A 23,688-nucleotide genomic window follows, 5' to 3' on the forward strand; every position below is an offset into this window, starting at 1 on the left:
GCCGGGGAGCACGGGCTACACTGAGAGTCACGCCCGAACGAGACTGAGGAGTCCTCATGCTAGGCAATCTGAACGGATGGCACCTGCTGATCGTTCTCGCGGTCATCCTGCTGCTGTTCGGTGCCGCGAAGCTCCCCGCCCTGGCCAAGAGCATGGGCCAGTCGGCTCGCGTCTTCCGGAGCGAGATGAAGGAGATGAAGCGCGACGACGAGGTCGCCGCGCCGTCCCCCGAGGCGCCCCGCGCGACGGACGCCGGCACCGCTTCCTCGGTGGCGCCCGAGAAGCGCGCGCCGAACGACACTTCCGCCTGACACGTGGCAACGGCAGGCCCGCCGCGGATCGACGTCCCGGAAGGACCGCGGCGCGACAAGCGCATGTCGATCGGCGCTCACCTCGTCGAACTTCGCAAGCGGTTGGTGATCGCCGCTCTCGGCCTCGTCATCGGAATGGTGATCGCATTCATCATCACCGATCCGGTGATCCAACTGATCACCGAGCCGATCCGCGTTATTAACGAACAGCGCGGCGACGCGCAGTCGATGCTGAACTTCCCGACGGTGACGTCGGCGTTCGATCTGCGCATCCGGATCGCGTTCACGATCGGCATCTTCCTGTCCGCGCCGGTGTGGATCTGGCAGATCTGGGCGTTCGTCGTGCCCGGGCTCACGCGCAAAGAGATCCGGTACACCGCGAGCTTCGTCGGTGCGGCCATCCCGCTGTTCTTCGTGGGCTGCTGGGTCGGCCTCCTCATCGTCCCCCACGTGATCGAACTGATGGCGGGCTTCACGCCGGACGGGGCCGCCAACCTGTTCAGCGCCACCGAGTACTACGACTTCGTGTTCAAGCTCATGCTGGTCATCGGTGTCGCCTTCGTGCTGCCGGTGTTCCTCGTCGCGCTCAACGTCGCGGGCGTCCTGACCGGCAGGGCCATCCTGAAGGGGTGGCGCGTCGCCATCATCGTCGCGACCGTCTTCGCCGCCCTGGCGACTCCGGCCGCCGACGTCATCAGCATGGTGATGCTCGCCGGCATCCTGGTCGTGCTCTTCTTCGCCGCCGCGGGGGTATCCCTGCTCTTCGACCGGCGCAAGGCCAAGCGCCTCAACACGATGGGTCTGCCAGGATCGGTCGTGTGAGCGGACTCAGCGCGGCAGATCGATTCGCGCGGGCCTCGGCCCGTGCCCAGCACCCTCTGACCGCCGATTTCGCGGAGTCGCAGCGGTTTGACCTGGATCCTTTCCAGATCGCGGGATGCCAGGCCCTCGAAGACGGTCGGAGCGTGCTGGTCGCGGCCCCCACCGGAGCGGGCAAGACGATCGTCGGCGAGTTCGCCATCCACCTGGCGATGCTCGAGCCCGGCGACAAGGCGTTCTACACGACCCCCATCAAGGCGCTTTCGAACCAGAAGTTCCACGAGCTCCAAGAGGTGTACGGCGACGACGAGGTGGGGCTGCTCACCGGCGACACCAACATCAACGCCTCCGCGCGCATCGTGGTCATGACGACCGAGGTGCTGCGCAACATGCTCTACGCCGATTCCCCGGCGCTGCGCGGACTGCGGTTCGTCGTGATGGACGAGGTGCACTACCTCGCCGACCGCTTCCGCGGAGCGGTGTGGGAAGAGGTCATCATCCACCTGCCGCGATCGGTGAAGCTCGTCTCGCTCTCGGCCACCGTCTCGAACGCCGAGGAGTTCGGTGACTGGCTCGACACCGTTCGCGGCGACACCGAGGTCATCGTGTCCGAGACGCGGCCCGTGCCGCTCGAGCAGCACGTCCTCGTCCGGGGAGATCTGCTGCCGCTCTTCGACGATCGCGCCGGTGTCGCCACCGCACAGGTGAACCAGGAGCTCCTGCGCATCCGCGGCGGTCACGCCTCGACCTACGAGAGCAACCGGCGTGCGCAGGAGTACCGTTCCGCGCGCCACGCCGGCGGGCGGCGTCAGCCGCGCGGAGGACAGCGCCCGCTGCGCGCGGCGCAGGCCCCGCGGATCGAGCGGATCGATCGTCCGCAGGTCGTCGACCTGCTGCGTCGGAATCACCTCCTCCCGGCGATCTTTTTCATCTTCAGCCGCGCCGGCTGCGACGCGGCGGTGCAGCAGCTGCGGCGTGCGGATGTGCGGCTGACCACCCCCGAGGAACGTTCCGAGATCCGCCGCGTGGTGGACGAGCTGACGTTCGCGCTCAAGGACGAGGACCTCGCGGTCCTGCACTTCTGGGAGTGGCGCGAGAACCTCGAGCGGGGTATCGCGGCGCACCACGCCGGACTCCTGCCGGCCTTCAAGGAGGTCGTCGAGGAGCTGTTCCGCCGCAAGCTCGTCAAGGTGGTCTTCGCGACCGAGACGCTCGCGCTCGGCATCAACATGCCTGCCCGCACCGTGGTGCTGGAGAAGCTCGAGAAGTTCAACGGCGAGGCGCGCGTCGCCATCACCTCGGGGGAGTACACGCAGCTGACCGGCCGTGCGGGTCGCCGCGGCATCGACGTCGAGGGCCACGCGGTGGTGCAGTGGACCGAGGGGCTCGAACCCCAGTCCGTCGCCGCCCTCGCCTCGCGTCGCACGTATCCGTTGAACTCGAGCTTCCGCCCGACGTACAACATGGCCGTCAACCTCATCGATCGGTTCGGTCGCGCTCGCGCGCGCAAGATCCTCGAGTCCTCGTTCGCGCAGTTCCAGGCCGACCGTTCGGTCGTCGGCCTCGCGCGTCAGGTGAAGGAGGCCGAGGAGTCGCTCGCCGGGTACGAGACCGCGATGACCTGCGATCGCGGCGATTTCCGCGAGTACTCCACGATCCGCCGCGAGCTGTCCGACCTCGAGAAGATCAACCGCCGCGACGCGACGGCGCCGCGCCGTCTGCGCGACGAGCGGCAGCAGCAGATCCAGTCGTTGCGGCGGCGGATGCAGCGGCATCCCTGTCACTCCTGCCCCGACCGCGAGGCGCACGCCCGCTGGGCTGAGCGGTACTGGAAGCTCAAGCGCTCCACCGACAAGACGCGCCAGCAGATCGACCAGCGCACGGGAACCGTGGCGCGCGTGTTCGACCGTGTCGTCGACGTCCTCACGGCGCTGGAGTACGTCGAGATCGATGACGACGGGGTCACCATGCTCACCCCGGCCGGCCGCACCATGCGCCGCATCTACGGCGAGCGCGATCTGCTCGTGGCGGAGTCGCTCCGGCAGGGGCTCTGGAACGCGCTCGACGCTCCCTCGCTCGCCGCCCTCGCCTGCTGTCTCGTGTACGAGCCGCGTCGCGACGAGGCGGGACCGGGGGAGCGGGGTCTCCCGCGAGGACCCTTCCGTGCGGCCCTGGATGCCACGCAGACGCTGTGGCAGGAGCTCGACGACCTCGAACGAGACCACCGTCTGCCCGGGTCGGAGACGCCCGCGTCGGGGCTCGCCCCCGCGATGCACGGCTGGGCTCGCGGACTGCCGCTGGACAGCGTGCTCACGCTCGCCGACATGGCCGCCGGTGACTTCGTGCGGTGGGCGAAGCAGACGATCGATCTCCTCGACCAGATCTCTCTCGTGGCCGAGCCGAAGCTCGCGAAGTCGGCGCGGACCGCGCTGGACTCGGTGCGCCGGGGCATCGTCGCCTACACCTCGGCGTGATCAGGATCCGCAGGGGCTGCGCCGCTTAGGCTGGACGGGTGCCCCTCGCCGATCCGCCGCGACCGATCGTCCGTCTGGCGTTCGCCGCACCGCTGTCGACGGCCGCGGGTCTGCTGCTGGTCGCCGCATTCCCCGCGCCCGCGCTCTGGCCGGTGGCGTTCCCCGCGGTGGCGATGGCCCTGGTGGCCCTCGCCGGGAGGCGCGTGTGGTCGGCCGTGCTCGTCGGGTTCCTGTTCGGCGCGGCGTTCTTCTCGGTGAACCTCCTCTTCACTGCGCGGTACCTCGGCCCGATCCCGTGGATCGCCCTCTCGGTGCTCGAGTCGCTGCTGACCGCCGCGTTCGCCGTTCCGATCGCGCTGGCGTATCGATGGATGCCGCGGATCGCGCCCGGGTCCTGGGGGCGCCTGGTGCTGCTGCCGACCCTGGTCGCGGCGCTGTGGACCCTCAGGGAGCAGATCGTCGGCTCGTGGCCGTACGGCGGCTTCCCGTGGGGGCGCATCGGAGTGTCGCAGGTGAACGGCCCGTTCGCGGAGGTCGCGTCCTGGGTGGGGATGTCGGGGCTCAGCTTCCTCGTGGTCCTCTTCTGCGCGATGGTGATCGAATACGTCCGACGCGCGCGTTTCCGTCGCCCGCTCGCTGCTCTCCCCGCGGCCCTGGTGCTCGTGGTCCTGGTGGCGCTGCCGCAGTTCCCGACCGCCGAGGCGGGTTCGATGCGCGTCGGCGCGGTGCAGGGCAACGGCCCGGCGGGTTACTTCGACCAGCGCGAGCGCAACGCGGTGCTGAACGCGCAGTTGTCGGCATCCGCCCCGCTCTTCGGTCAGGACATGGACGTGCTGCTGTGGCCGGAGGGCGGCGTCGATTCGGACCCGACCCGCAGTGCGGCGACCGCGGCCGTGCTCGAGGAGTTGTCGCGGCGCGTCGACGCGCCGCTTCTGGTCTCGGCGGTGACCGAGCGCGGGCCGGACCTGTACAATTCGGCGCTGCTGTGGACCGCGGACGGCGGGCCGCAGCAGACCTACGACAAGCGCAACCCCGTCCCGTTCGGCGAGTACGTGCCCGACCGGGCGTTCTGGGAGCCGTTTGCTCCGGACCTCATCGGACTCATCGGCCGCGAGTACACGCCGGGTACGGCGAGTCCCGTGTTCGACGTGAACGGGGTCGGTGTCGGACTCGCGATCTGCTTCGACGTGATCTACGACGACGTCGTCTGGGACGGTGCGGATCAGGGCGCCCAGGTGTTCATGTTCCAGACGAACAACGCCGACTTCCGCGGGACCGACGAGAACCTGCAGCAGCTCGCGTTCGCCCGCATGAGGGCGATCGAGACGGGGCGCTCGGTCGTCAACCTCTCGACGGTCGGCACCAGCCAGGTGATCGCCCCCGACGGGGCGACGCTCGACCAGCTCCCCGTGGACGTGGCCGGACACATGATCACCGATGTGCCGCTGCGGACGGGGCTCACCCCCGCCGTCGTGATCGGCCCGGCGGTGAAGATCGTCCTGGGGTGGGGGAGTCTCCTCGCCCTTATGGCGCTGGGCGTGGGGGTTCTGGTCCGCGGGCGCACGAACAAGACGCCGGCTCCCGAGGGAACCGGCGCCTGAATCCGTGATCCGCGTTACGCGCTGATCTTCTGATCTCCGCCGCGGCGGGAGCGCAGGAACGCGAGGCGCTCCTCCAGGAGCTCCTCGAGCTCGGGGATCGTGCGACGCTCCAGGAGCATGTCCCAGTGCGTGCGGGGTGCCTTGTCGTCGCTGTGGTCGACGGTGGCGGTGCCTTCGCCGATGCGAAGCAGAGCCTCAGCGCCGCAGGTGCGGCACTCCCATGCCGGGGGCACCTCGGCGTCGGCGGCGAAGGTGAGCACCGTCTCGCGCCCGCAGGTGCTGCAGGCGTAGGTGTGCTGGGCCCGGTCGTGGAACACGACCCCGTCTTCGCTCTGAAGGCTCTGTGCGCCGAGTCGGATGCCTCGAAGACTGCGATCTGCCATTGTGTGGTCCTCTCGTCGGTCCCCATGTATAACGGCCGCACCTGTGCGCTTTATTCGAACAAGGGGCTCCCTGACAGGATTCACAGAGGATGCTCAGGCCACCGGGGGTTCAGCGTCCGTTCACCACGGCGAGCGCGAGGTCCGCGTGGTCGGTGACGAGCCCGTCGACGCCCAGGTCCAGCAGCCGCTCCATGTCGGCGGGGTCGTTCACGGTCCAGACGTGGACCTCGACGCCGGCGGCGTGCGCGGCACGCACGAGCCCGCGGGTGACGACGCGGATCGGGCCCTGCCGCTCGGGGATCTGGAGCGCGTCAAGGCCGCCGAGCAGCCGCTCGACCCGGCGTCGCAGGCCGAGAGCCTGTGCCGCGACGAGCCGCCCGACGGTGGCCGAGCCGGGGGAGGTTGCGGGGGGAAGAGACGCGCCGGCCGTCACGGCCGCCGCCAGCGCGACGCGGCGCCGATCGTCGGAGAAGCTCGTCACGAGGACGCGCGCGGCGTGCGGGGCGATCAGCCGGCCGACGGGCTCGGCGGCGGCCTCCGCCTTGACGTCGAGGTTGAACCGGACATCGGGGAACGCCTCGAGGGCCTGCGGCAGGGTCACCAGTCCGCCGCGGTCGGCCATGAGCTCTTCGAGCTCGGGCAGGCGGACATCGGAGATCTTCCGCGGGTCGCCGGCGACGCGGTCCAGATCGTCGTCGTGGAACAGGACCACCACGCCGTCGGCGGTGAGGTGACAGTCGGACTCGACGTACTCGACGCCGGCCGCGTGCGCCCCGGCCACGGCGGCGAAGGAGTTCTCGACGACCCCGAGGGTGGCGTCGTGCGCGGTCACGAGCCCCCGGTGCGCGAGGACGCGCGGCGGCGCGGGGGAGAGGTAGGGATGGCGAGTCATGAGCCGGCGGGGGTGGCGCTGCCACGCTCGTCGGCGACGCCCACGGCGGGGCTCACTGCGGACTCGACGGTCGGGGAGTCCGCGGTCGTCGCCGCATCCGGCTGCCCGGTGGTACGGGTTCCGAACGCGCCCGAGATGCCCTTGAGCGCCTCGGTGAACTCGCTCGGGATGATCCACAGCTTGCTTGACGCGCTGTCGCTGATCTTCGGCAGCGTCTGCAGGTACTGGTACGCCAGGAGCTTGTCGTCGGGGCGCCCTTCGTGGATCGCCGTGAACACCGCCTCGATGGCTCGCGCCTCGCCCTCCGCGCGCAGCACCGCGGCCTGCTTGTCGCCCTCGGCCTGGAGGATGGCCGCCTGCCGGCGCCCCTCCGCCTCGAGGATCTGCGACTGCTTCGAGCCCTCGGCGGTGAGGATCGCGGCGCGACGATCCCGCTCCGCACGCATCTGCTTCTCCATGGAGTCCTGGATGGAGACGGGCGGATCGATGGCCTTCAGCTCGACGCGGCCGACCCGGATGCCCCACTTGCCCGTCGCTTCGTCGAGCACCACCCGGAGCTGTCCGTTGATGTTGTCGCGACTGGTGAGGGCCTCCTCCAGGTTCAGGCCGCCCACGACGTTGCGCAGGGTGGTGGTCGTCAGCTGCTCGACGGCGCCGAGGTAATTGGCGATCTCGTACGTCGCCGCGCGGGCGTCGGTGACCTGGAAGTACACGACGGTGTCGATCGAGACGACGAGGTTGTCCTCGGTGATCACCGGCTGGGGCGGGAACGACACCACCTGCTCGCGCATGTCGATGAGCGGTCGCACGCGGTCCACGAAGGGCACCACGATGTTCAAGCCCGGCAAGAGGGTCTTGTGGTAGCGACCCAGCCGCTCGACGACCCCGGCGCGGGCCTGCGGGATGATGCGGATCGCCCGGAAGATGGTGACGATCGCCAGGATCGCGACGGCGATCGCGAGCGCCCAGCCGATCGCGGTGGGAAGCAGATTGTCGGCGTTCACGATGTGGTCTCCTGCCCTCGCGCACGGACGACGGCGGTGGCACCGTCGATACGCGCGACCTCGATGTGCGCCCCCGGGTGCAGGCGCGTGTCACCGTCGCAGCGGGCCGTCCAGACGTCGCCGTTCGCGAGCTTGACCTGCCCCGCGACCCGCGAGACGGTCATCAGCACCTCTCCCTCGAGGCCGAGGAGCGCTTCGACGTTCGAGGGGCGCGTGTCCGCGGAGCGCTGCAGGCGCTGGAGCATGCGCGGGCGGAGGAACACCACCAGAGCGATCGCGGCCGTCGCGGCGATGATCACCTGCAGCCACAGCGGCGCGCCCCCGAGGTCGGCGACGAGCCCGACGATGCCGCCCAGCGCCAGCATGAGGAACGTCAGCTCGACGGTGAGCATCTCGATGACGAGGAAGACCAGGATCAACAGCAGCCAGAAGATCCAGGCGAACGTGTCGATGGTGGAGAGAACGTCCATTTCGCACCTCCTGTGCCCGAACGTAGCACGCGCCCACGGGGCCGAGGCCGGATGCCGCGGACCATCCCCGGGACCCCCTCCTCGGGCTCGCGGCATCCCGGTCGGTAGGCTGGGGTCTTGTCGTGTCCGCCGGCGTCGGCGGTCGGCATCCGATCTCGAACCATCAGGAGTTCCCGTGTCCCAGACCCTCCCGTCCGGCTCCCTGAGCGGCAAGACCGCCCTCGTCACCGGCTCGTCGCGCGGCATCGGCGCCGACACGGTGCGCTACTTCGCCGAGGCCGGCGCGAACGTCGTCATCAACTTCCGCAACAAGGCCCCCCGCGCCGAGAAGCTCGCCGCGCAGCTGCGCGAGCTGGGCGTCGAGGCGCTCGTGGTCGGTGCCGACCTCACCGACCCGGCGTCGGTGCAGGCGATGTTCGACGAGGTCGAGCGGACGTTCGGCGGCCTCGACGTGCTCGTCCTCAACGCCTCCGGCGGCATGGAGTCGGGCATGGCCGAGGACTACGCGTTGAAGCTCAACCGCGACGCGCAGGTCAACGTCCTCGAGTCCGCGCTGCCGATCCTGCGCGAGGGATCGCGCGTCGTGTTCGTCACGAGCCACCAGGCGCACTTCATCCGGACGACGCCGACGATGCCGGAGTACGAGCCCGTGGCGCTGTCCAAGCGTGCCGGCGAAGACGCCCTGCGCGAGCGCATCCCCGCCCTCGAGGAGCGTGGGGTCGGCTTCACGGTCGTCTCGGGCGACATGATCGAGGGCACCATCACCGCGACGCTGCTCGAGCGCGCGAACCCGGGTGCGATCGCCGCGCGCCGCGAAGACGCGGGCAAGCTCTACAACGTCGCCGAGTTCGCCGCCGAGGTGGCGCGTGCCGCGCTCGACCCGGTCCCCGCGGACAACACCCGCCTCGTCGGAGACACGGACTCGTTCGGAGGGGAGTGAGCATGCGCGCCCACGACATCGAGACCCTTGTGTCGGTCGGGCGCCCCGCGCTCGCGTCCGACGGCGCCTTCGCCGTCTACGCCACATCCCGCCCCGACATCGCGGCCGACCGCGCCGTGGGGCAGCTGTGGCGCGTCGACCTGCCCGACGGCGCGCCGAGCCGCCTCACTCGCGGCGTCGCGGACGGCGCGCCGCGGCTGTCGCCCGACGACTCCGCGATCGCGTTCCTGCGCGCCGACGCACGCGGGCGCGCGCAGGTCTTCGTCGTCGCGGCCGCGGGCGGCGAGCCCGTGCAGGTCACCGACCAGGCCGGGGGAGTGACCGACCTGTCCTGGTCGCCCGACGGCACGCGGGTGGCGTTCACGGCCCGGATCGTCGAGCCCGGCCGCTACGGAACGGTGGAGGGCCGGGATGCCGCAGCCGAACCGCCGCGGCGGATCACCGGCATCCGCTGGCACGCGAACGGGCACGGCTACCTGGATCGTCCCGCGCACCTGTTCGTCGTGGACGTGCCCGCGACCGACGCCGAGCCGTTCTACGAGCCGGCGCCCGACGTCGTCACCCCCGAGAAGCGGATCGTCGCCGCCACCCCGCGCCGACTCACGGATGGTGCGACGAGCTGGTCGGGTCTCGCGTGGACCGCGGACGGACGTGAACTGCTGAGCATCCCCGATGTGATCGAGGATCGCGTCCCGGACCTGCGGTCGCGCGTCGTCGCCGTCTCGGTCGACGGCGCGGGGGAGCGCGAGGTCGTCGGCACCGCGGCGAACCTGTCCGTGGATGAGGTCGCGATCGCCCCGGACGGCGTGGTGTTCCTGCGCGGCAACGACGTCGGGCCCTCGGGCGTGGACTTCGTCGCCCCGGGCACCGCCGTGTGGCTGCTGGAGGACGATGGTCCGCGTGCGCTGACCGACCCCGAGACCATCGACCTCGGCGAGGTCGGCTCGCACCTGTCGTTCGCGGGCGACGACGTGCTCGTGCAGGACCGCACCCGCGGCCGCGTGCGCCTGCTGCGCGTCACGCGTCAGGGGGACGCTGCTGAGGTCGTCGGCGGCGATATCGAGGTGACGGGGCACGCGTCCGGCGGCGGGCGAATCGTCGCCGCGGTCGCCGCGCCGACGTCGTTCGGGGAGCTCGTCCTCGTCGAGAACGACACCTGGCGCAGCCTCACCGACCACGGCGGGCCGGCCCGCGAGAAGAACATCGTCGTTCCCGAGGAGCGCGAGATCGCCGGACGCGACGGGTACCCCGTCCACGGCTGGGTCGCCGTCCCCGAGGGCGAGGGGCCGTTCCCCGTGATCCTGCAGATCCACGGTGGTCCGTACGCGTCCTACGGCATCCATCTCTTCGACGAGACGCAGGTGCTGGTGGATGCCGGCTACGCGGTGGTGTACAGCAATCCGCGGGGGAGTGCCGGATACGGCCGCGCCCACGGCCGCTCGATCCGTCAGGCGATGGGCACCCTCGACTACTTCGACGTCATCGACTTCTTCGATGGCGTGGTCGGCTCCGACCCGCGGCTGGACGGTGGGCGCGTCGGCATCCAGGGCGGGTCCTACGGCGGGTACATGACGGCGTGGATCATCGCGCACGACCACCGGTTCGCCGGGGCGATCGTGGAGCGCGGATTCCTCGACCCGACGGCGTTCCCCGGCTCGAGCGACATCGGCTCGTTCTTCGGTCAGGAGTACGTCGGCACCGACCCGGCGCGGATCGCCGCGCAGAGCCCGATGGCGGTCGTCGACGAGGTGCGCACGCCCACGCTCGTGCTGCACTCGGAGCTCGACTACCGCTGCCCGCTCGAACAGGCGACGCGTTATTACTCGGCGTTGAAGCACAACGGCGTCGAGGCCGAGATGCTCGTCTTCCCCGGCGAGGATCACGAGCTCACCCGCGCCGGTCGTCCGCGTCATCGCGTGCAGCGGTTCGACGCGGTCCTGGAGTGGTGGGCGCGGCACCTCCCCGTCGCCTGAACGAGAACGAGGGGCCTGGATGCCGCGGCATCCAGGCCCCTCGTCGTTCGATGTCTCAGGCGACCTTGCCGAACTGGATCGCCCGGACGATCTGGAACACACCCAGGACGATCAGCGAGGCGCCGATCAGGATGAAGAGCGTCACCGCACCGAGCAGCGGCGAGAACAGCAGGACGATTCCGGCGACGATGCTGATGATCGCGAAGAAGATCGTCCAGCCGCGTCCCGAGCCGTGGCCGAGCGTCGTGAGCGAGACGACGCCCTCGATGATCCACAGGATGCCGACGAGCGTCCCGATGAAGACGCCGAACCACACGGTCGTGGCAGCGAGGTTCGCGAACGAGAAGATGCCCGCGGCGATGAACAGCAGGCCGAGCACGATGTAACCGATCCGGGCCCAGCCGGCGCGGAAGAAGATGCCGATCCCGATGTTGACCAGGCCGGCGATGATGACGTAGACCGCGATGATGGCGACGGCGACCTGGGCGCTGCGCCCGGGCCAGAGGAGGATCAGCAGACCCACGATCAGTGAGATCGCACCGCTGACGGCCAGAGCCGTGCGCACAGCCCGCAGGGCGGGAGTACCGGACGAGGTGGAGGTGGTCATGGCGAGCCTTTCCTGGGTGAACGCTGAAAGCTTCGAGCCCCACCCTAGACCCTGGGGTGAATGTCGTGGGGGAGCGGTCTCAGCCCAGTAACAGGGCGACTCCGAACAGCACCGGGAGACACCCGAGGGTGGAGATGAACACGACGTCGCGGGAGAGGATCTCGCCGACCCCGTATCGCTGTGCGAAGTTGAAGACGTTCTGCGCCGTCGGGAGCGCCGCGAGCGTCACGACGATCAAGATCTGATCGGCCGGCAAAGCGAACGCGAGCGCGACGCCCCACGCGATCGCCGGCATCGCCACGAGCTTGAGCACCGACGCGATGATGACGTCGACGCGTCGCCCGGGCTCGGTCAGCACGCGCTGTCCGTACAGTGACATCCCGTACGACATCAACAGGATGGGCACGCACGCCGCGGCGAAGAACGCCAGCGGGTCCATGACGATGGGCGGCAGGTGGATGCCGAGCACCGCGACGAGCACACCGAGCGCCGAGCCGATGAGCATCGGGTTCTTCGCCGTCTGCGCGAGGATCCGCCGCGGGGAGCGCGAGCCGGAGGTCGCGGCATCCAGGATCCCCAGAGCGATGGGCATGAGGACGAGCAGCTGGAACAGGATCACGGGCGCCGAGTACGCGGCGTCGCCGAGCATGTAGAGCGAGATCGGGATGCCGATGTTGTTGCTGTTCACCTGGCCCGCCGACAGCGAGCCGATGACCGTTTCGGCGGTACGGCGGCGCAGTACGAATCTCGACACCAGCGCGTACCCGAGGATGATGATCGCCGCGGTGATCATCGACACGGGGAGCAGCGCGGAGAACAGCGTCTTCACGTCGGCGCGGGCCAGCACGACGAACAGCAGGAACGGTGACAGGACGAAGAACGTCAGACGGCTGAGCACCGGGCGGGCGTGCGGTCCGAGCAGGTCGATCCGCGCGATGACGTAGCCGACGACGACGGCGAGGGCGATGACGGCGAAGCCGGTGAGGATGCCGCTCACTCGGCGGCTCCCGGGCATGCCCGCGCGCCGCGGGGGCGACGTCGCGATTCCATCGAGGCGAGCCTAGCCCGGTCGCGCGACGTCGGCGGACGGCGTGGCGGGTCAGAGCGCGATGCGTGTGCCCGGGCCCAGGTCGATCGTGACGGACGTGCCGCGGGGAACAGGAGCCGGCACGCGATAGGCGGTGGGACCGAGGTCGGCCGTGCACACCGGCCCACCACTCGTCTCCAGTCTGATCTCGAAAGAGCCGTCGGCGGTTTCGGAGATCTCCCGAGGCTCGTTCGGGCAGGAGGAACTGCCGTACGTGAGGATCAGCCAGGCGTCCTCATCCTGGTCCCAGGCGACCGTCGGCGGAGGGTCGAGGAGGTGGCCGGAGGACGTCAACTCGTCCGGGATGGTGTCCAGCCTCACGGCGCCCAGGCTGTTCGCGCACCCGGCCAATCCCGCGACCAGCAGCAGGGCGAGTGACGCGATGCTCAGACGGCGCATGCTCGCATCCTTTCAGCGACGCGTGTTCGTCACGCAGTTCGCGACCGAATCGTTGCACGGGCGCGTAGCGGAGGGCGGGTCCCGGAGCGGCAACACGGGTGATAGCCGATAATGCACATTATGTCAGGTTTAATCGGGAGGGCGCCGGACGCCGGGCGTCGCGCTCCCCGGCCGTAGACTGCGCCTCGTGTCGTTCACCGGGCTCATCTTCGCCGTCGTCGTGCTGTCGATCATGATCCCGTTGATGGTGATCGCGGTCGTGTGGCCGGCGCCGCTGGCGCGCTGGAACGGCGCCGCACAGCGGACTCTTCCGATCGCCGCGCCGCGTCGCGTGCGAGAACGAGCCGCCCTGGCGTCTTCGCCGCGCTTGATGCGCGCCTGGGGCATCGGGGGTCTCACGATGGGGACTCTGATCGTCATCAGTATCACCCGGAGCCTCCTCCTCAACGGGATCGACCCGGCGCCCGCGAACCTCTCCCCCCTCCTGACCGGAGGGTTCATCGTCATCGGTACCGCTCAGGCGATCTTCGGCGTCGTGCTCGTGGTTCGCTCGCGCCGAATTCTCGACATGCTTCGTCGGAGATTCGCGGAAGACGGCGCCGGCCTCCGGCGGTGGATGGTCATCGCGTGGGGGTGTGTGGGGATCCTCATGTCGTGCGCGGTCTTCCTCATCGTCCTCCTGGGCATCTGAGGGCAGAGACTCCTCGCGGCTACGCTGACCGGATGAGCTCCCCCCGACTCCCCCGCGACCGTCGACGCACCGCGTCGATCGTCCTGTCGGCGATCTCGCTCGCGATCATGACGATCCTGTTGGTATGGGTCTCCAGCATCATGCTGACGGTTTCGGGCTCATCGACGATGATCGCGATCCTCCCGTGGACGTTGTTCTATCTCACGTCGTGGATCTGGGCCGCACTCGCCCTGGTCGCGCTGGTGCTCGGGGCGACTTCTCTCAGACCGTTGCTCCCCTGTGTTCTTGCGGCGGCCGTGCTCGTCGAGATCCTCTTCGGGTTTTTCCTCCTCCCCACCTTGTGACAGGCAGACCGATCCTGCGCCGACCGCGGCCCATCGACGGAGCGAAGTCGTCGATTGTTCCCTGCCCCTCGCCGCGCCGGCGCACGCTCCCCGTTTCGGTGGTCGGTGGTCTCGAAGGAGAGAGGGGTCACGGCGTGCGGTGCGAAAGACTACAGCTGTGACCGGTAAGCGCCCGTTGAAGGACTTCCTCGCCGCGTTCGGGGACAAACCGATGATTCTCCCTGACTGTCAGGTCGTCGACTCCGACAGGGCGGACCGGGGGCGGATTCTCCGTGCCTTCTCCCGTGCGGGCTGGATTCCCACATGGTCCGGCAACAGCGCTGATGCGGTCGAGGCGAGCTGGTTGCAGGATCCGAGCTGGGACGGCAATGCCTTCAGCGTCCAGCCCATCCCGGGCCTCCGAATCAACTTCTTCTCTGGGCCGGAGGTTTTGTTCGACCTGGATCTGCGCGAGCTCACGAGCGAAGGAGCATTGCAGGCGGTCTACGACGTCATCGCGCGAGTGGGGCTAGCGACTGGTAAGCACATCACGGTGTCCCAAGAAGGAACGTGGGACGACGTCGTGGTGGCGTATGACCCGAAGACCGCGTCATTCTCCTGGGCGTCGGCATAGGCCTTGCTTCCGAGGAACCGATTCGGTTTCATCGCGCTGGGGCCGGGCGCCAGCACGTCACGCCCGACACTCCCCTGCCTCCTCGCCGTGGGGTCTTCTCCGATGCCGAACGGGTCGCCGCAGCAGGCCCACTCCCAGGTCTCGAGCCAGACGCGGGTGACGTCGCGCTCGCCGGGCGTCAGCGGATCCACTCGGAGGTCACGCCGATGACGCGCGAGCCGTCGAGGTCGCCGAGCGAGAGCCCCGCGAACCGGACCGCGGCCTCGGAGGTCTGCCACCGGAACTTCGGGGTGTCGGTGACGGCGGCTTCGATCACGGTCTCCGCCGCGTCCTCCGCCGCCTGCGCCTGCGCGAACGACGCGGTCGTGCGCTCGATGTACGCGTCGAGCTGCGCCTGGTACGGACCGCCGTCGTAGCGATCCACCGACGCGGTGAACGACGACGCCACGGCCGCGGGCTCGACGATCGCGACGTCGATGCCGAAGGGGGCGACCACCGGGGCGAGCGACTGCATGAGTCCCTCGACGGCGAACTTCGCACCGCAGTAGGCGTCGGCGAACGGCTGCCCCACCGCTCCCCCGACGCTGGTGACCGTCACGATGCGGCCGTAGCCGCGCTCGCGCATGCCGGGCAGGACGAGGCGCGTGAGCCGCGCGACGGACAGGTAGTTGGTGTCGAGCTGCGCCTGGAGGTCGGCATCCGAGAGCTGTTCCAGGGTGCCGACGGCGCCGCGCCCGGCGTTGTTGACGAGGACGTCGACGACGCCCAGGTCGGCGATGAGGGCCGCCGCGGCGTCGGCGTCGGTGACCTCGAGCGCGCGGACGTCGAGCGTCACCCCGGCCGCGTCGGCGGCGTCGCGCAGGGCGTCGGCGCGGGAGGTGTCGCGGACGGTCGCGACGACGGAGAGGCCGGCCTGCGCGAGGCCGACGGCGGTGTGCAGACCGATGCCGCTGGAGGTACCGGTGACGAGAGCGATGCGGGTCATGGCACGACCCTAGACCCGACCACCGACGTGGCGTCAGGCTGTGTGGCCGCCGATCACAGTGAAGAAGACGCTGAACCACAGGATCATCAGGAGCAGCGTGGCGGCTGAGCCGAGCGCGCCGAGGATCATCGCCCAGCGCGCCAATCCGGTGCCGGTTTCGACGTTGCCGGGGCGAGCGAGTTGGTTCCTGGCCAGGATGCCGAGGACGAGCCCGGCGATCGGGACGACGAAGGCCGCGATGAAGCCGACGAGGGCGAGCGTGTTGGTGCGCGGGGGTGCGGCGGGCGCGGTCATGGGCTGAGCGTAGCGGTCCCGCGGCGTCGCGATGTCACTCCCCCGTGAGGTCGCCGATCAGCGCCTCGACGCGGCCGCGGATGTCGTCGCGGATCTGCCGGACGGCCGTGGCATCCTGTCCGGCCGGATCGTCCAGCTGCCAGTCCTCGTAGCGCTTGCCCGGGAAGATGGGGCACGCGTCGCCGCAGCCCATCGTGATGACCACGTCGGACTCGCGGACGGCATCCACCGTGAGGATCTTCGGGGTGTTCCCCGCGATGTCGACCCCCTCCTCCGCCATGACCTCGATCGCGACGGGATTTATCCGGTCCTTGGGCTCGGATCCGGCGGACAGCACCTCGATGCGGTCGCCCGCGAGGTGCTGCAGATAGCCCGCGGCCATCTGGGAACGGCCGGCGTTGTGGACGCACACGAACAGGACGGTGGGACGCGACATGGGTTTTCCTCGGGGGTCAGGCGGCGCGCACGTGCGGCAGCAGGGCGTCGATGCGGTGGGAGATTTCGTCGAAGGCCGACTCGAAGGCGTCGCGGGTGCCGATCCGGACGGGGTCGGGGATCGACCAGTGCAGATCGGTGGATGCCAGCGACTCGCGGGCGCGATCGCACACGGTGATCCGCAGGTCGGCGGGGCGCGTGATGTCGTCGAGCGTTCGGGGGCGGGCGTCCGCCAGGTCGAGTCCGTGCGCGGCGGCGACGGCCACGGCCCCCGGGGCGACGCCCTCGGCGGGCAGGGTTCCCGCGGACGCGACGTCGATCGACGTGTGCGCGCGCCACAGGTGCTCGGCGAGCTGCGACCGGGCGGAGTTCGCGGTGCAGACGAACACGACGCGCGGGACGAGAAGTTCGACGTCGCCCGTCTCGGTGCGCATCGCGTCCGGGACGAGACGCACGTAGCTGCGACGCCCGTCCCCCTCGGATCGGCGACGCTCGATGAGGCCGGCGTTCTCGAGCACCTTGAGATGGTGCGCCAACAGATTGGATGCCAGCCCGAGCCGCTCCCCCAGCTCGTGCGGCGACAGGTCACCGACGGCGAGCGCGTCGACGATCCGCAGGCGCGCGACGTCCGCCAGCGCGGCATGGCGCGCGGCGCGGACAGCGAACGGCGAAGATTCCATTTACTCAATGATCGTTGAGATACTCAGGCGTGTCAACTCGAGGGGCTGAGCCGAGTCGTTCTGATCCGAACGCCGGTCGGTGTCATCGACGGACGGTCCGATAGGTTCGGGCCGTGACGTCGCGTCCGATCGTCGCCACCGCGGTGGCCGTCATGCTCGACGGACCCGCCGCACCGCTTTTCGGACTGCTCGCGTAACGCGCCCACCTCGACCGGACATCACAGAGCATGGGGAATCTCGACAGCGACGCCGACCTGTGGCGCGACGCGCTCGCGGGAGACGGCGACGCGTTCGGCGCGGTGTTCGATCGACATCGCGACCGCGTCTACCGACACTCCTACCGGCTGGTCCCGCACATCGCGGACGCGGAAGACGTCCTGGCGGCGGCATTCCTGGAGCTCTGGCGCCGCCGAGGTGCCGTCCGTCTCGTCGACGGATCCGTCCTCCCCTGGCTGCTGCTGACGGCGACGAATTGTGCGCGGAACCTGACGCGCTCGCGTCGCCGCTATCAGTCGGTCCTCGACGCGCTGCCGCGAGACGCCGTCGTCGTGGATCCTCCCGCGGACCCTCTGGACGCCGTGCTGGTTGCGGCCGTGGCGCGCCTCCGGCCCCGCGACGCCCGGCTTCTCGCGCTCGTGGCCCTCGGCGACCTCGAGATCGCCGATGCGGCCGCGCTCGTCGGCCTCACTCCGGGGGCGGCGCGTGTCCGTCTCCACCGCATTCGCGCTGCCCTGCGGCAGGACCTCGGCGCCGACACCCGGACCGGGTATCTCACGGAGACACCATGAACACCCCCGCACTCTCCCCCGCCTTCTCCTCCGCTCTGCGCACGCACCTGGTCGCCGAGGTTCGCTCCCCCCGTCGTCCGCGCCGGCGTCGGGGGATGTGGGCGGTGGGAGCGACCGCGGCCGTCATCCTCGGCGGGACGTCGGCGGCCGTGGCATCCGGGGTTCTCTCGCTTCCCGGTACGCCCCAGGACACCGCTCTCGGCGTGGAGCGGTCGGTTGAGGGAGCCGGGACGGGGGCTCTCGACCTCGGTCCGGTACCGGAGGGCGCCACCGACGTCGCGCTCACGCTGCGGTGCCGGGACGCGGGCACGTTCGACCTGCCCGGTACCGGGTCGGTGGTCTGCACGGAGCCCGGCGACAGCGCCGCATCGTGGACCGTCGCGCTGGATGCCGTCGACCCGGCGAACCTCCAAGTCGTCACCGACGCCGGGGTCCGCTGGTCGCTCGTCGGGCAGTACGTGTCGCGCGAGACGCTTCCGCTCGAGACCAATCCGGACGGCCTGACGTTCGGGTCGATCGTCGGCGGCGAGACCCCCGATCTCGTGGCGGTCGTCGCGACGAACGGGCGCGAGGGCTACGTGCGGCGGACCGACCTGGAGGACGCGGACGGGACGACGGCCGCGCGGTCGTTCCGCTCCCCCGCCGACGCGCTCGCCTGGCAGGAGGAGCGGGGCACGACGTCGATCACGATCCCGGTCTACGCCTCTGACGGGCGGACGGTGCTCGGCGATTTCGTCGTCGGCGGTGGCGCGCGCTGAGGATCAGGACGAGAGCGGGGCCAGCTCGGTCCAGCCGCCGCCGAACTTCGCGGCGCGGCCGTCTCCGGACGACGTCCCGGTCAGGCGGCGCCGCACCCAGGGGGCGACGTGCTCGCGGTAGTAGGCGGTTCCCTTCAGGCGCGGGATGTCGGGGATCTCGGGGAGATGCCACCACTCCGCCGGCGCCGCGAGTCCGACGGACTCCAGCACGCGCGCGGCCACGCGATGGTGCCCGCGGGCGTTCATGTGGAGCCGGTCGACGGACCAGAACTCGGGCCCCGCGAGCTCGCGGTCGAACCAGTTGTAGGCCGTGATGACGTCGGGCCGGGAGCGGATCATCTCCTCGACCGCGTGCGACAGGCGGTCGCCGCGACCCTGGACGATCTGCCCGAGCGGGAGTCCCGCCGACGGATTCGCGCCCGAGAGGACGATGAGCTGCACGCCCGCGTCATCGCAGCGACGGAGCACGTGATCGAAGACGTCGACGATCCGCTCGATGCCCGTGCGGGGCCGCAGCATGTCGTTGCCGCCGCCGTTGAACGACAGGTGGGTCGGCTTCAGGGCGAGGGCCGGTTCGAGCTGCTGGTCGACGATCGGCTGCACGAGCTTCCCGCGGATCGCGAGGTTCGCGTACTGGATCGGTTCGCCCGTGGCATCCGCCCATCCCTGCGCCGCGAGGTCGGCCCAGCCGCGGACGGTTCCGTCGGGGAGTTCGTCGCCGACGCCTTCGGTGAACGAGTCGCCGATCGCGACGTAGCGCACGGATGCCATCCCGCCAGCCTACGCGCGCGGGAACGCGCCGGACGTCGGACGTGGATGCCAGGTTTTGGGGCGCGATCCGCGCTGTGGGGCGGAGAATTCACGCCCCAGAGCGCGAAATGCGCCCCAAACCCGATGAGCCGGGGCCGGGGCCGGGAGCGAGAGCCGGGTCTCGGGCGTCAGCCTTCGGCCAGCGCCCGCCCGCGCTCCTCGCGGAGGAACAGTGCCGCGACGACGGCGACGGCGAAGAACGCCGCGAAGACCACGAACAGCAGCGGGGCGCCCCCGAGGCCGAGCAGCGGCGGCACGCTCAGCGGGGCGACGATCGAGGCGATGCGGCCGACTCCCGCAGCCCACCCTGAGCCCGTGGCCCGGAGGGTCGTGGGATACGTCTCGGGGGTCGCCGCGTAGAGCGCTCCCCAGGCGCCGAGATTGAAGAACGACAGCGCCATCCCGGCGGCGATGACCGCGACCTCGCCGGAAGCCGTTCCGAAGAAGACCGCGGAGACGGCAGAACCAGCGAGGAAGGTCGCCAATGTGGCCCGGCGACCCCAGGCCTCGATGAGCCAGGCCGCGACGGCGTACCCGGGAAGTTGGGCCAGCGTGATGATCAGCGTGAAACCGAACGAGCGGACCAGGTCGTATCCCTGCGACACGAGGATCGTCGGGATCCAGATGAACGCCCCGTAGTACGAGAAGTTCACGCAGAACCACAGGAGCCAGAGCGCTGCCGTCCGCCGCCGCAGCGGCGCGGCCCACAGAGCGCGCACCCGGGCGCGCGGCGCCCGATGCTCCTCGCCGACCTCCGTGGCGGCGGCGGTGAACGACACCCGACCGGCGGCGGCCTCGAAGTCGCCGACGATGGCCGAGGCCTCGGCATCCCTCCCCCGGCTCGCGAGCCAGCGCGGCGATTCGGGCAGCCCCCACCGCACGAGGAGCGCGTAGGCGGCGGGGATCGCGCCGAGGGCGAACGCCCAGCGCCAGCCGTCGGCGGATGCCGGCACCACGAGGTAGCCGATGAGGGCGGCCGCCGTCCACCCGATCGCCCAGAACGCCTCGAGGAAGACGATCACCCGCCCGCGCATGCGCGCGGGGGCGAACTCGCTCACGTACGTGGAGGCGACGGGCAGTTCGGCGCCGAGGCCGAGACCGACGACGAAACGCAGCGCGAGCAGCGCCGCCAGACCGCCGACGAGCGCGCTCGCGCCGGTCGCGACGCCGTAGACCAGCAGGGTCAGCGCGAAGACGTGGCGGCGTCCGAACCGGTCGGCGAGCAGGCCGCCGACGCTCGCCCCGATCGCCATGCCCGCGAAGCCGGCCGAGGCGATCCACGACGCCTCCGTCGGAGCCAGCTGCCACTGCGCCGACAACGCGGCGATGACGAACGAGATGAGCCCGACGTCCATGGCATCCAGCGCCCACCCCAGGCCCGACCCGCCGAGCACGCGCGCATGGCGGCGGGTGAACGGGAGGGCGTCGAGGCGCTCCGCGATGCGGGCGACGTCGGTCGAGGTGGTCACCGGATGCCGGCGGTCTCGGTCTCGGCAAGCATCTCGTGCACGAGCGGGAGGACCCGCGTGCCGTAGAGCTCGATGCTCGACAGGAGCCGGTCGTGCGAGATCGAGCCGCTGGCGAACTTCAGCTGGAAGCGGGAGTTGCCGAGCGCGCGCACCGTCGCGGCGATCTTGCGGGCGACCGTCTCGGGCGAACCGATGTACATCGCCCCCTCGGGACCCACGTCGTGCTGGAAGCGCAGTCGGTTGTACTCCGGCCAGCCGCGCTCACGGCCGATCGTGTTGTTCAGTTCGGCGACGCCCTCGTACGCCTCTTCCCAGGCCTGCTGGTCGGTTTCGGCGATGTGCCCGGGCGAGTGGACGGAGATCGGCATCTGCGGCTTGCCGAACTCCTCCAACGACCGACGGTAGAGGTCGGCGAAGGGGCGGAAGCGGGCGGAGGATCCACCGATGATCGCCAGCACCAGGCCGTATCCGTACCGCGCGGCGCGCACGACGGACTCGGGAGAACCACCGACCCCGACCCAGGCCGTGAGGCCCTTCTCGGTCTTCGGATACACGTCCGCGTCCTGCAGAGCGGCACGGGTCCGGCCCTGCCACGACACCGGCTTCTCGTCGAGGAGCAGCGAGAACAGCTCGAGCTTCTCCTCGAAGAGCTGCTCGTAGTCGCGGAGGTCGTAGCCGAAGAGGGGGAACGACTCGATGAACGACCCGCGCCCGAGGATCACTTCGGCCCGGCCGTTCGAGACGGCATCCAGGGTCGCGAACCGCTCGTACACCCGCACCGGGTCGTCGGACGAGAGCACCGTGACGGCGGTGCCGAGGTGGATGTTCGTCGTGCGGGCCGCGGCGGCCGCCAGCACGATCTCGGGGCTCGTGACGGCGAAGTCCTTGCGGTGGTGCTCCCCCACGCCGAAGAACGACAGGCCGACCTGGTCTGCGAGGACCGCCTGGTCCACGACGTTCCGGATGGTCTGGGCGTCGGTCTGCAGGCTCCCGTCGGGGCCGCGGGAAATGTCTCCGAAGGTGTCGAGACCGAGCTCGAGCGGACGATCGTTCATTGCGTCTCCTTGCATTCGGATGAATGAACTTTATGCCCCCCGGCGGTATTCCCGAGAATCGGGGCGCCTCCGCGCAGAGACGCCCCGATTCCGATCACGCGGATGCCAGAGCCGCGCGCAACGTGTCCAGTCCGACGCCGCCGATGCCCAGCGCCTTCGTGTGGAACGCCTTCATCGAGAAATCGGCGCCCTCGCGCTCGCGAGCCTCGTCGCGCACCTGCTCCCAGATGCGCTGCCCCACCTTGTACGACGGGGCCTGGCCCGGCCAGCCGAGGTACCGGTTGACCTCGAACTTTACGAACTCCTCGGGCATGTTGACGTTGCGCAGCATGAACGCGAGCGCGTAGTCGTGGTCCCACACGCCCTCGCCGTCCAGACGCGGCTTGCCGAGGTGGACGCCGATGTCGAGCACCACGCGTGCCGCGCGCATCCGCTGGCCGTCGAGCATGCCCAGGCGGTCGGCGGGGTCGTCGAGGTAACCGAGCTGCTCCATGAGGCGCTCCGCGTACAGCGCCCAGCCTTCGGCGTGACCGCTGGTGCCGGCGAGGAGGCGGCGCCACGAGTTGAGCTGCCCGCGGTTGTACACGGCCTGCGCGATCTGGAGGTGGTGACCCGGGACGCCCTCGTGATACACCGTGGTCAGCTCGCGCCAGGTGTCGAAGCTGTCGACGCCCTCGGGCACCGACCACCACATGCGTCCCGGACGCGAGAAGTCGTCGGTCGGACCGGTGTAGTAGATGCCGCCCTCCTTCGTGGGGGCGATCATGCACTCGAGGCGACGGATCGGTTCGGCGATGTCGAAGTGGGTGCGACCCAGCTCCTCCACCGCGCGGTCGCTCGTCCGCTGCATCCACTCCTGGAGGGCTGCGGTCCCGTGGAGCTTGCGCGAGTCGTCCTGCTCGAGGAACGCGACGGCCTCTTCGACCGTGGCGCCGGGGAGGATCTCGTTCGCGATGGACTCCTGCTCCGCGACCATGCGCGCGAGCTCTTCGACGCCCCAGTCGTACGTCTCATCGAGGTCGATCGTCGCACCCAGGAACTGCCGCGAGTGCAGCGCGTACAGCTCGCGGCCGACTCCGTCCGTGTCTCCCGCGGCGGGCGCCAGCTCCGACGTCAGGAAGGAGGCCAGAGCGTCGTACGCGACGCGGGCGGCACCGGAGTTGTGATCGAGATCGCGTGCCAGCGACGCGGGAAGCTGCCCCTCCTCGGGAGCGGCGTCGCCGACGAACTCCGCGAAGAACCCCGTGTCCGAGGTGTAGCGCGCGATCTGCGTGGCTACTTCCACGACCTGGCGACGGGCGGGCACGACGCCCTTCGAGATGCCCTCGCGGAGCGTCGCGATGTAGCCGTCGATCGCGCTGGGGAGCGCCTTGAGGCGGGTGGAGATCGTCGACCAGTCCTCGACCGTGGCGGTCGGCATGAGGTCGAACGCCTGGCGCAGGTCCTGCGCGGGCGAGGCGATGACGTTCACGTCGCGCAGGTGCGTCTGCGCCGCGTGCAGCTCGAGGTGCAGGTCGAGCTCGCGGCCGAGGTCCATCTTCGTGACCTCGTCGACGGCGTCGACGGGAGTGGCGTTGTCGAGGGCGGCCTTCGTCGCGCGCGCCTGATCGGCCAGCTCGTTCGCGCCCTCGGGACTGTAGTCGCCGAACCGATCGTTGAACTCGGTGCGTCCGATGTAGGTCGCCAGCGTCGGCAGACGCTCGGCCAGGGTGTCCACCCACGCGTCGGCGATCGTGTCGATCGGCGTGGGAGTGCGTTCTGAATCAGTCATGAGTCGAGCCTAGGGAAGCCCCGGGGGCCTGACCA

At 70.2% G+C, this 23,688-nt stretch carries 26 protein-coding genes; 11 read left to right on the forward strand and 15 right to left on the reverse strand.

The features are described from left to right. Positions 1–56 precede the first annotated feature (56 nt). The 4 genes from tatA to lnt all read left to right on the forward strand — a co-directional run bounded on the left by tatA (position 57) and on the right by lnt (position 5,205). Positions 57–311, forward strand: coding sequence for a Sec-independent protein translocase subunit TatA (gene tatA / locus P8R59_RS13975; protein WP_077050049.1), 255 nt, complete (start codon positions 57–59; stop codon positions 309–311). 63 nt (positions 312–374) lie between these two features. Then, positions 375–1,133, forward strand: a complete 759-nt coding sequence (gene tatC, locus P8R59_RS13980; RefSeq protein ID WP_278103832.1) for a twin-arginine translocase subunit TatC — start codon at positions 375–377, stop codon at positions 1,131–1,133. Further along, positions 1,130–3,604 (forward strand): DEAD/DEAH box helicase, encoded by a 2,475-nt coding sequence (locus P8R59_RS13985; RefSeq protein ID WP_278101557.1) that lies wholly within the window; start codon positions 1,130–1,132, stop codon positions 3,602–3,604. The genes tatC and P8R59_RS13985 overlap by 4 nt, the downstream gene beginning before the upstream one ends. A gap of 38 nt (positions 3,605–3,642) precedes the next feature. Then, positions 3,643–5,205: an apolipoprotein N-acyltransferase gene (lnt, locus tag P8R59_RS13990; RefSeq protein WP_278101558.1), complete on the forward strand. Its 1,563-nt coding sequence runs from the start codon at positions 3,643–3,645 to the stop codon at positions 5,203–5,205. Between the two features lie 14 nt (positions 5,206–5,219). Here the strand turns inward: lnt and P8R59_RS13995 are convergent, their stop codons facing one another. From P8R59_RS13995 to P8R59_RS14010, 4 genes are all read right to left on the reverse strand, one after another. Then, positions 5,220–5,588 (reverse strand): RNA polymerase-binding protein RbpA, encoded by a 369-nt coding sequence (locus P8R59_RS13995; protein WP_077050052.1) that lies wholly within the window; start codon positions 5,586–5,588, stop codon positions 5,220–5,222. Positions 5,589–5,697: 109 nt separating this feature from the next. Then, a complete protein-coding gene (locus tag P8R59_RS14000) occupies positions 5,698–6,480 on the reverse strand; it encodes a glycerophosphodiester phosphodiesterase family protein (RefSeq protein ID WP_278101559.1) in 783 nt (260 codons plus the stop codon). After that, positions 6,477–7,487 carry an SPFH domain-containing protein gene (locus P8R59_RS14005; protein ID WP_431606897.1) on the reverse strand — a complete coding sequence of 337 codons (1,011 nt, stop codon included), beginning with the start codon at positions 7,485–7,487 and terminating at the stop codon, positions 6,477–6,479. The genes P8R59_RS14000 and P8R59_RS14005 overlap by 4 nt, the downstream gene beginning before the upstream one ends. Next, entirely contained in the window at positions 7,481–7,954 is a 474-nt protein-coding gene (locus P8R59_RS14010; RefSeq protein WP_278101560.1) for an NfeD family protein, read from the reverse strand. Before P8R59_RS14010 ends, P8R59_RS14005 begins: the two co-directional genes overlap by 7 nt. 175 nt (positions 7,955–8,129) lie before the next feature. Here P8R59_RS14010 and P8R59_RS14015 point away from each other — a divergent pair, with 175 nt between their 5' ends. Together P8R59_RS14015 and P8R59_RS14020 are read left to right on the forward strand one after the other, a co-directional pair. After that, positions 8,130–8,894, forward strand: coding sequence for an SDR family oxidoreductase (locus P8R59_RS14015; RefSeq protein WP_077050056.1), 765 nt, complete (start codon positions 8,130–8,132; stop codon positions 8,892–8,894). A 2-nt stretch (positions 8,895–8,896) separates the two neighbouring features. Then, positions 8,897–10,867: a S9 family peptidase gene (locus P8R59_RS14020; RefSeq protein ID WP_278101561.1), complete on the forward strand. Its 1,971-nt coding sequence runs from the start codon at positions 8,897–8,899 to the stop codon at positions 10,865–10,867. 55 nt (positions 10,868–10,922) lie between these two features. Here P8R59_RS14020 and P8R59_RS14025 read toward each other — a convergent pair whose 3' ends face one another. The 3 genes from P8R59_RS14025 to P8R59_RS14035 all read right to left on the reverse strand — a co-directional run bounded on the left by P8R59_RS14025 (position 10,923) and on the right by P8R59_RS14035 (position 12,960). After that, the gene (locus tag P8R59_RS14025) at positions 10,923–11,474 is read right to left on the reverse strand and encodes an HdeD family acid-resistance protein (protein ID WP_278101562.1); all 552 of its coding nucleotides are present in this window, start codon (positions 11,472–11,474) and stop codon (positions 10,923–10,925) included. Positions 11,475–11,553: 79 nt separating this feature from the next. Beyond that, positions 11,554–12,471 (reverse strand): AEC family transporter, encoded by a 918-nt coding sequence (locus P8R59_RS14030; protein ID WP_278101563.1) that lies wholly within the window; start codon positions 12,469–12,471, stop codon positions 11,554–11,556. A 102-nt stretch (positions 12,472–12,573) separates the two neighbouring features. Continuing rightward, positions 12,574–12,960, reverse strand: coding sequence for a hypothetical protein (locus P8R59_RS14035; protein ID WP_278101564.1), 387 nt, complete (start codon positions 12,958–12,960; stop codon positions 12,574–12,576). A gap of 187 nt (positions 12,961–13,147) precedes the next feature. On the opposite strand from P8R59_RS14035, the gene P8R59_RS14040 reads away from it, so the two are divergent. The 3 genes from P8R59_RS14040 to P8R59_RS14050 all read left to right on the forward strand — a co-directional run bounded on the left by P8R59_RS14040 (position 13,148) and on the right by P8R59_RS14050 (position 14,608). Next, positions 13,148–13,651: a hypothetical protein gene (locus P8R59_RS14040; protein ID WP_278101565.1), complete on the forward strand. Its 504-nt coding sequence runs from the start codon at positions 13,148–13,150 to the stop codon at positions 13,649–13,651. A 32-nt stretch (positions 13,652–13,683) separates the two neighbouring features. Next, on the forward strand, positions 13,684–13,995 hold the full coding sequence (locus tag P8R59_RS14045; protein WP_278101566.1) for a hypothetical protein: 312 nt from the start codon (positions 13,684–13,686) through the stop codon (positions 13,993–13,995). Between the two features lie 157 nt (positions 13,996–14,152). Further along, positions 14,153–14,608: a hypothetical protein gene (locus P8R59_RS14050; protein ID WP_278101567.1), complete on the forward strand. Its 456-nt coding sequence runs from the start codon at positions 14,153–14,155 to the stop codon at positions 14,606–14,608. A gap of 178 nt (positions 14,609–14,786) precedes the next feature. Here the strand turns inward: P8R59_RS14050 and P8R59_RS14055 are convergent, their stop codons facing one another. From P8R59_RS14055 to P8R59_RS14070, 4 genes are read right to left on the reverse strand one after another with little or no spacing between them, the layout of a single operon-like run. Beyond that, positions 14,787–15,593 (reverse strand): SDR family NAD(P)-dependent oxidoreductase, encoded by an 807-nt coding sequence (locus P8R59_RS14055; RefSeq protein WP_278101568.1) that lies wholly within the window; start codon positions 15,591–15,593, stop codon positions 14,787–14,789. Between the two features lie 33 nt (positions 15,594–15,626). Continuing rightward, a complete protein-coding gene (locus tag P8R59_RS14060) occupies positions 15,627–15,887 on the reverse strand; it encodes a DUF4190 domain-containing protein (RefSeq protein ID WP_278101569.1) in 261 nt (86 codons plus the stop codon). Between the two features lie 34 nt (positions 15,888–15,921). Next, on the reverse strand, positions 15,922–16,323 hold the full coding sequence (locus tag P8R59_RS14065; RefSeq protein ID WP_278101570.1) for an arsenate reductase ArsC: 402 nt from the start codon (positions 16,321–16,323) through the stop codon (positions 15,922–15,924). Positions 16,324–16,339: 16 nt separating this feature from the next. Next, positions 16,340–17,002, reverse strand: a complete 663-nt coding sequence (locus P8R59_RS14070; protein ID WP_278101571.1) for a metalloregulator ArsR/SmtB family transcription factor — start codon at positions 17,000–17,002, stop codon at positions 16,340–16,342. 227 nt (positions 17,003–17,229) lie between these two features. Here P8R59_RS14070 and P8R59_RS14075 point away from each other — a divergent pair, with 227 nt between their 5' ends. Then, positions 17,230–17,790 (forward strand): RNA polymerase sigma factor, encoded by a 561-nt coding sequence (locus P8R59_RS14075; RefSeq protein WP_278101572.1) that lies wholly within the window; start codon positions 17,230–17,232, stop codon positions 17,788–17,790. Continuing rightward, entirely contained in the window at positions 17,787–18,548 is a 762-nt protein-coding gene (locus P8R59_RS14080) for a hypothetical protein (protein ID WP_278101573.1), read from the forward strand. Before P8R59_RS14075 ends, P8R59_RS14080 begins: the two co-directional genes overlap by 4 nt. 3 nt (positions 18,549–18,551) lie before the next feature. Here P8R59_RS14080 and P8R59_RS14085 read toward each other — a convergent pair whose 3' ends face one another. The 4 genes from P8R59_RS14085 to P8R59_RS14100 form a co-directional block, all read right to left on the reverse strand. Continuing rightward, positions 18,552–19,319 carry an SGNH/GDSL hydrolase family protein gene (locus P8R59_RS14085; protein ID WP_278101574.1) on the reverse strand — a complete coding sequence of 256 codons (768 nt, stop codon included), beginning with the start codon at positions 19,317–19,319 and terminating at the stop codon, positions 18,552–18,554. A gap of 167 nt (positions 19,320–19,486) precedes the next feature. Continuing rightward, on the reverse strand, positions 19,487–20,827 hold the full coding sequence (locus tag P8R59_RS14090) for an MFS transporter (protein ID WP_278101575.1): 1,341 nt from the start codon (positions 20,825–20,827) through the stop codon (positions 19,487–19,489). Further along, entirely contained in the window at positions 20,824–21,882 is a 1,059-nt protein-coding gene (locus tag P8R59_RS14095) for an LLM class flavin-dependent oxidoreductase (protein ID WP_278101576.1), read from the reverse strand. Before P8R59_RS14095 ends, P8R59_RS14090 begins: the two co-directional genes overlap by 4 nt. Before the next feature lie 94 nt (positions 21,883–21,976). After that, positions 21,977–23,653 (reverse strand): DUF885 domain-containing protein, encoded by a 1,677-nt coding sequence (locus P8R59_RS14100; RefSeq protein ID WP_278101577.1) that lies wholly within the window; start codon positions 23,651–23,653, stop codon positions 21,977–21,979. Positions 23,654–23,688 lie beyond the last annotated feature (35 nt).

It is taken from the genome of Microbacterium proteolyticum, from assembly GCF_029639405.1.
Lineage (GTDB): Bacteria > Actinomycetota > Actinomycetes > Actinomycetales > Microbacteriaceae > Microbacterium.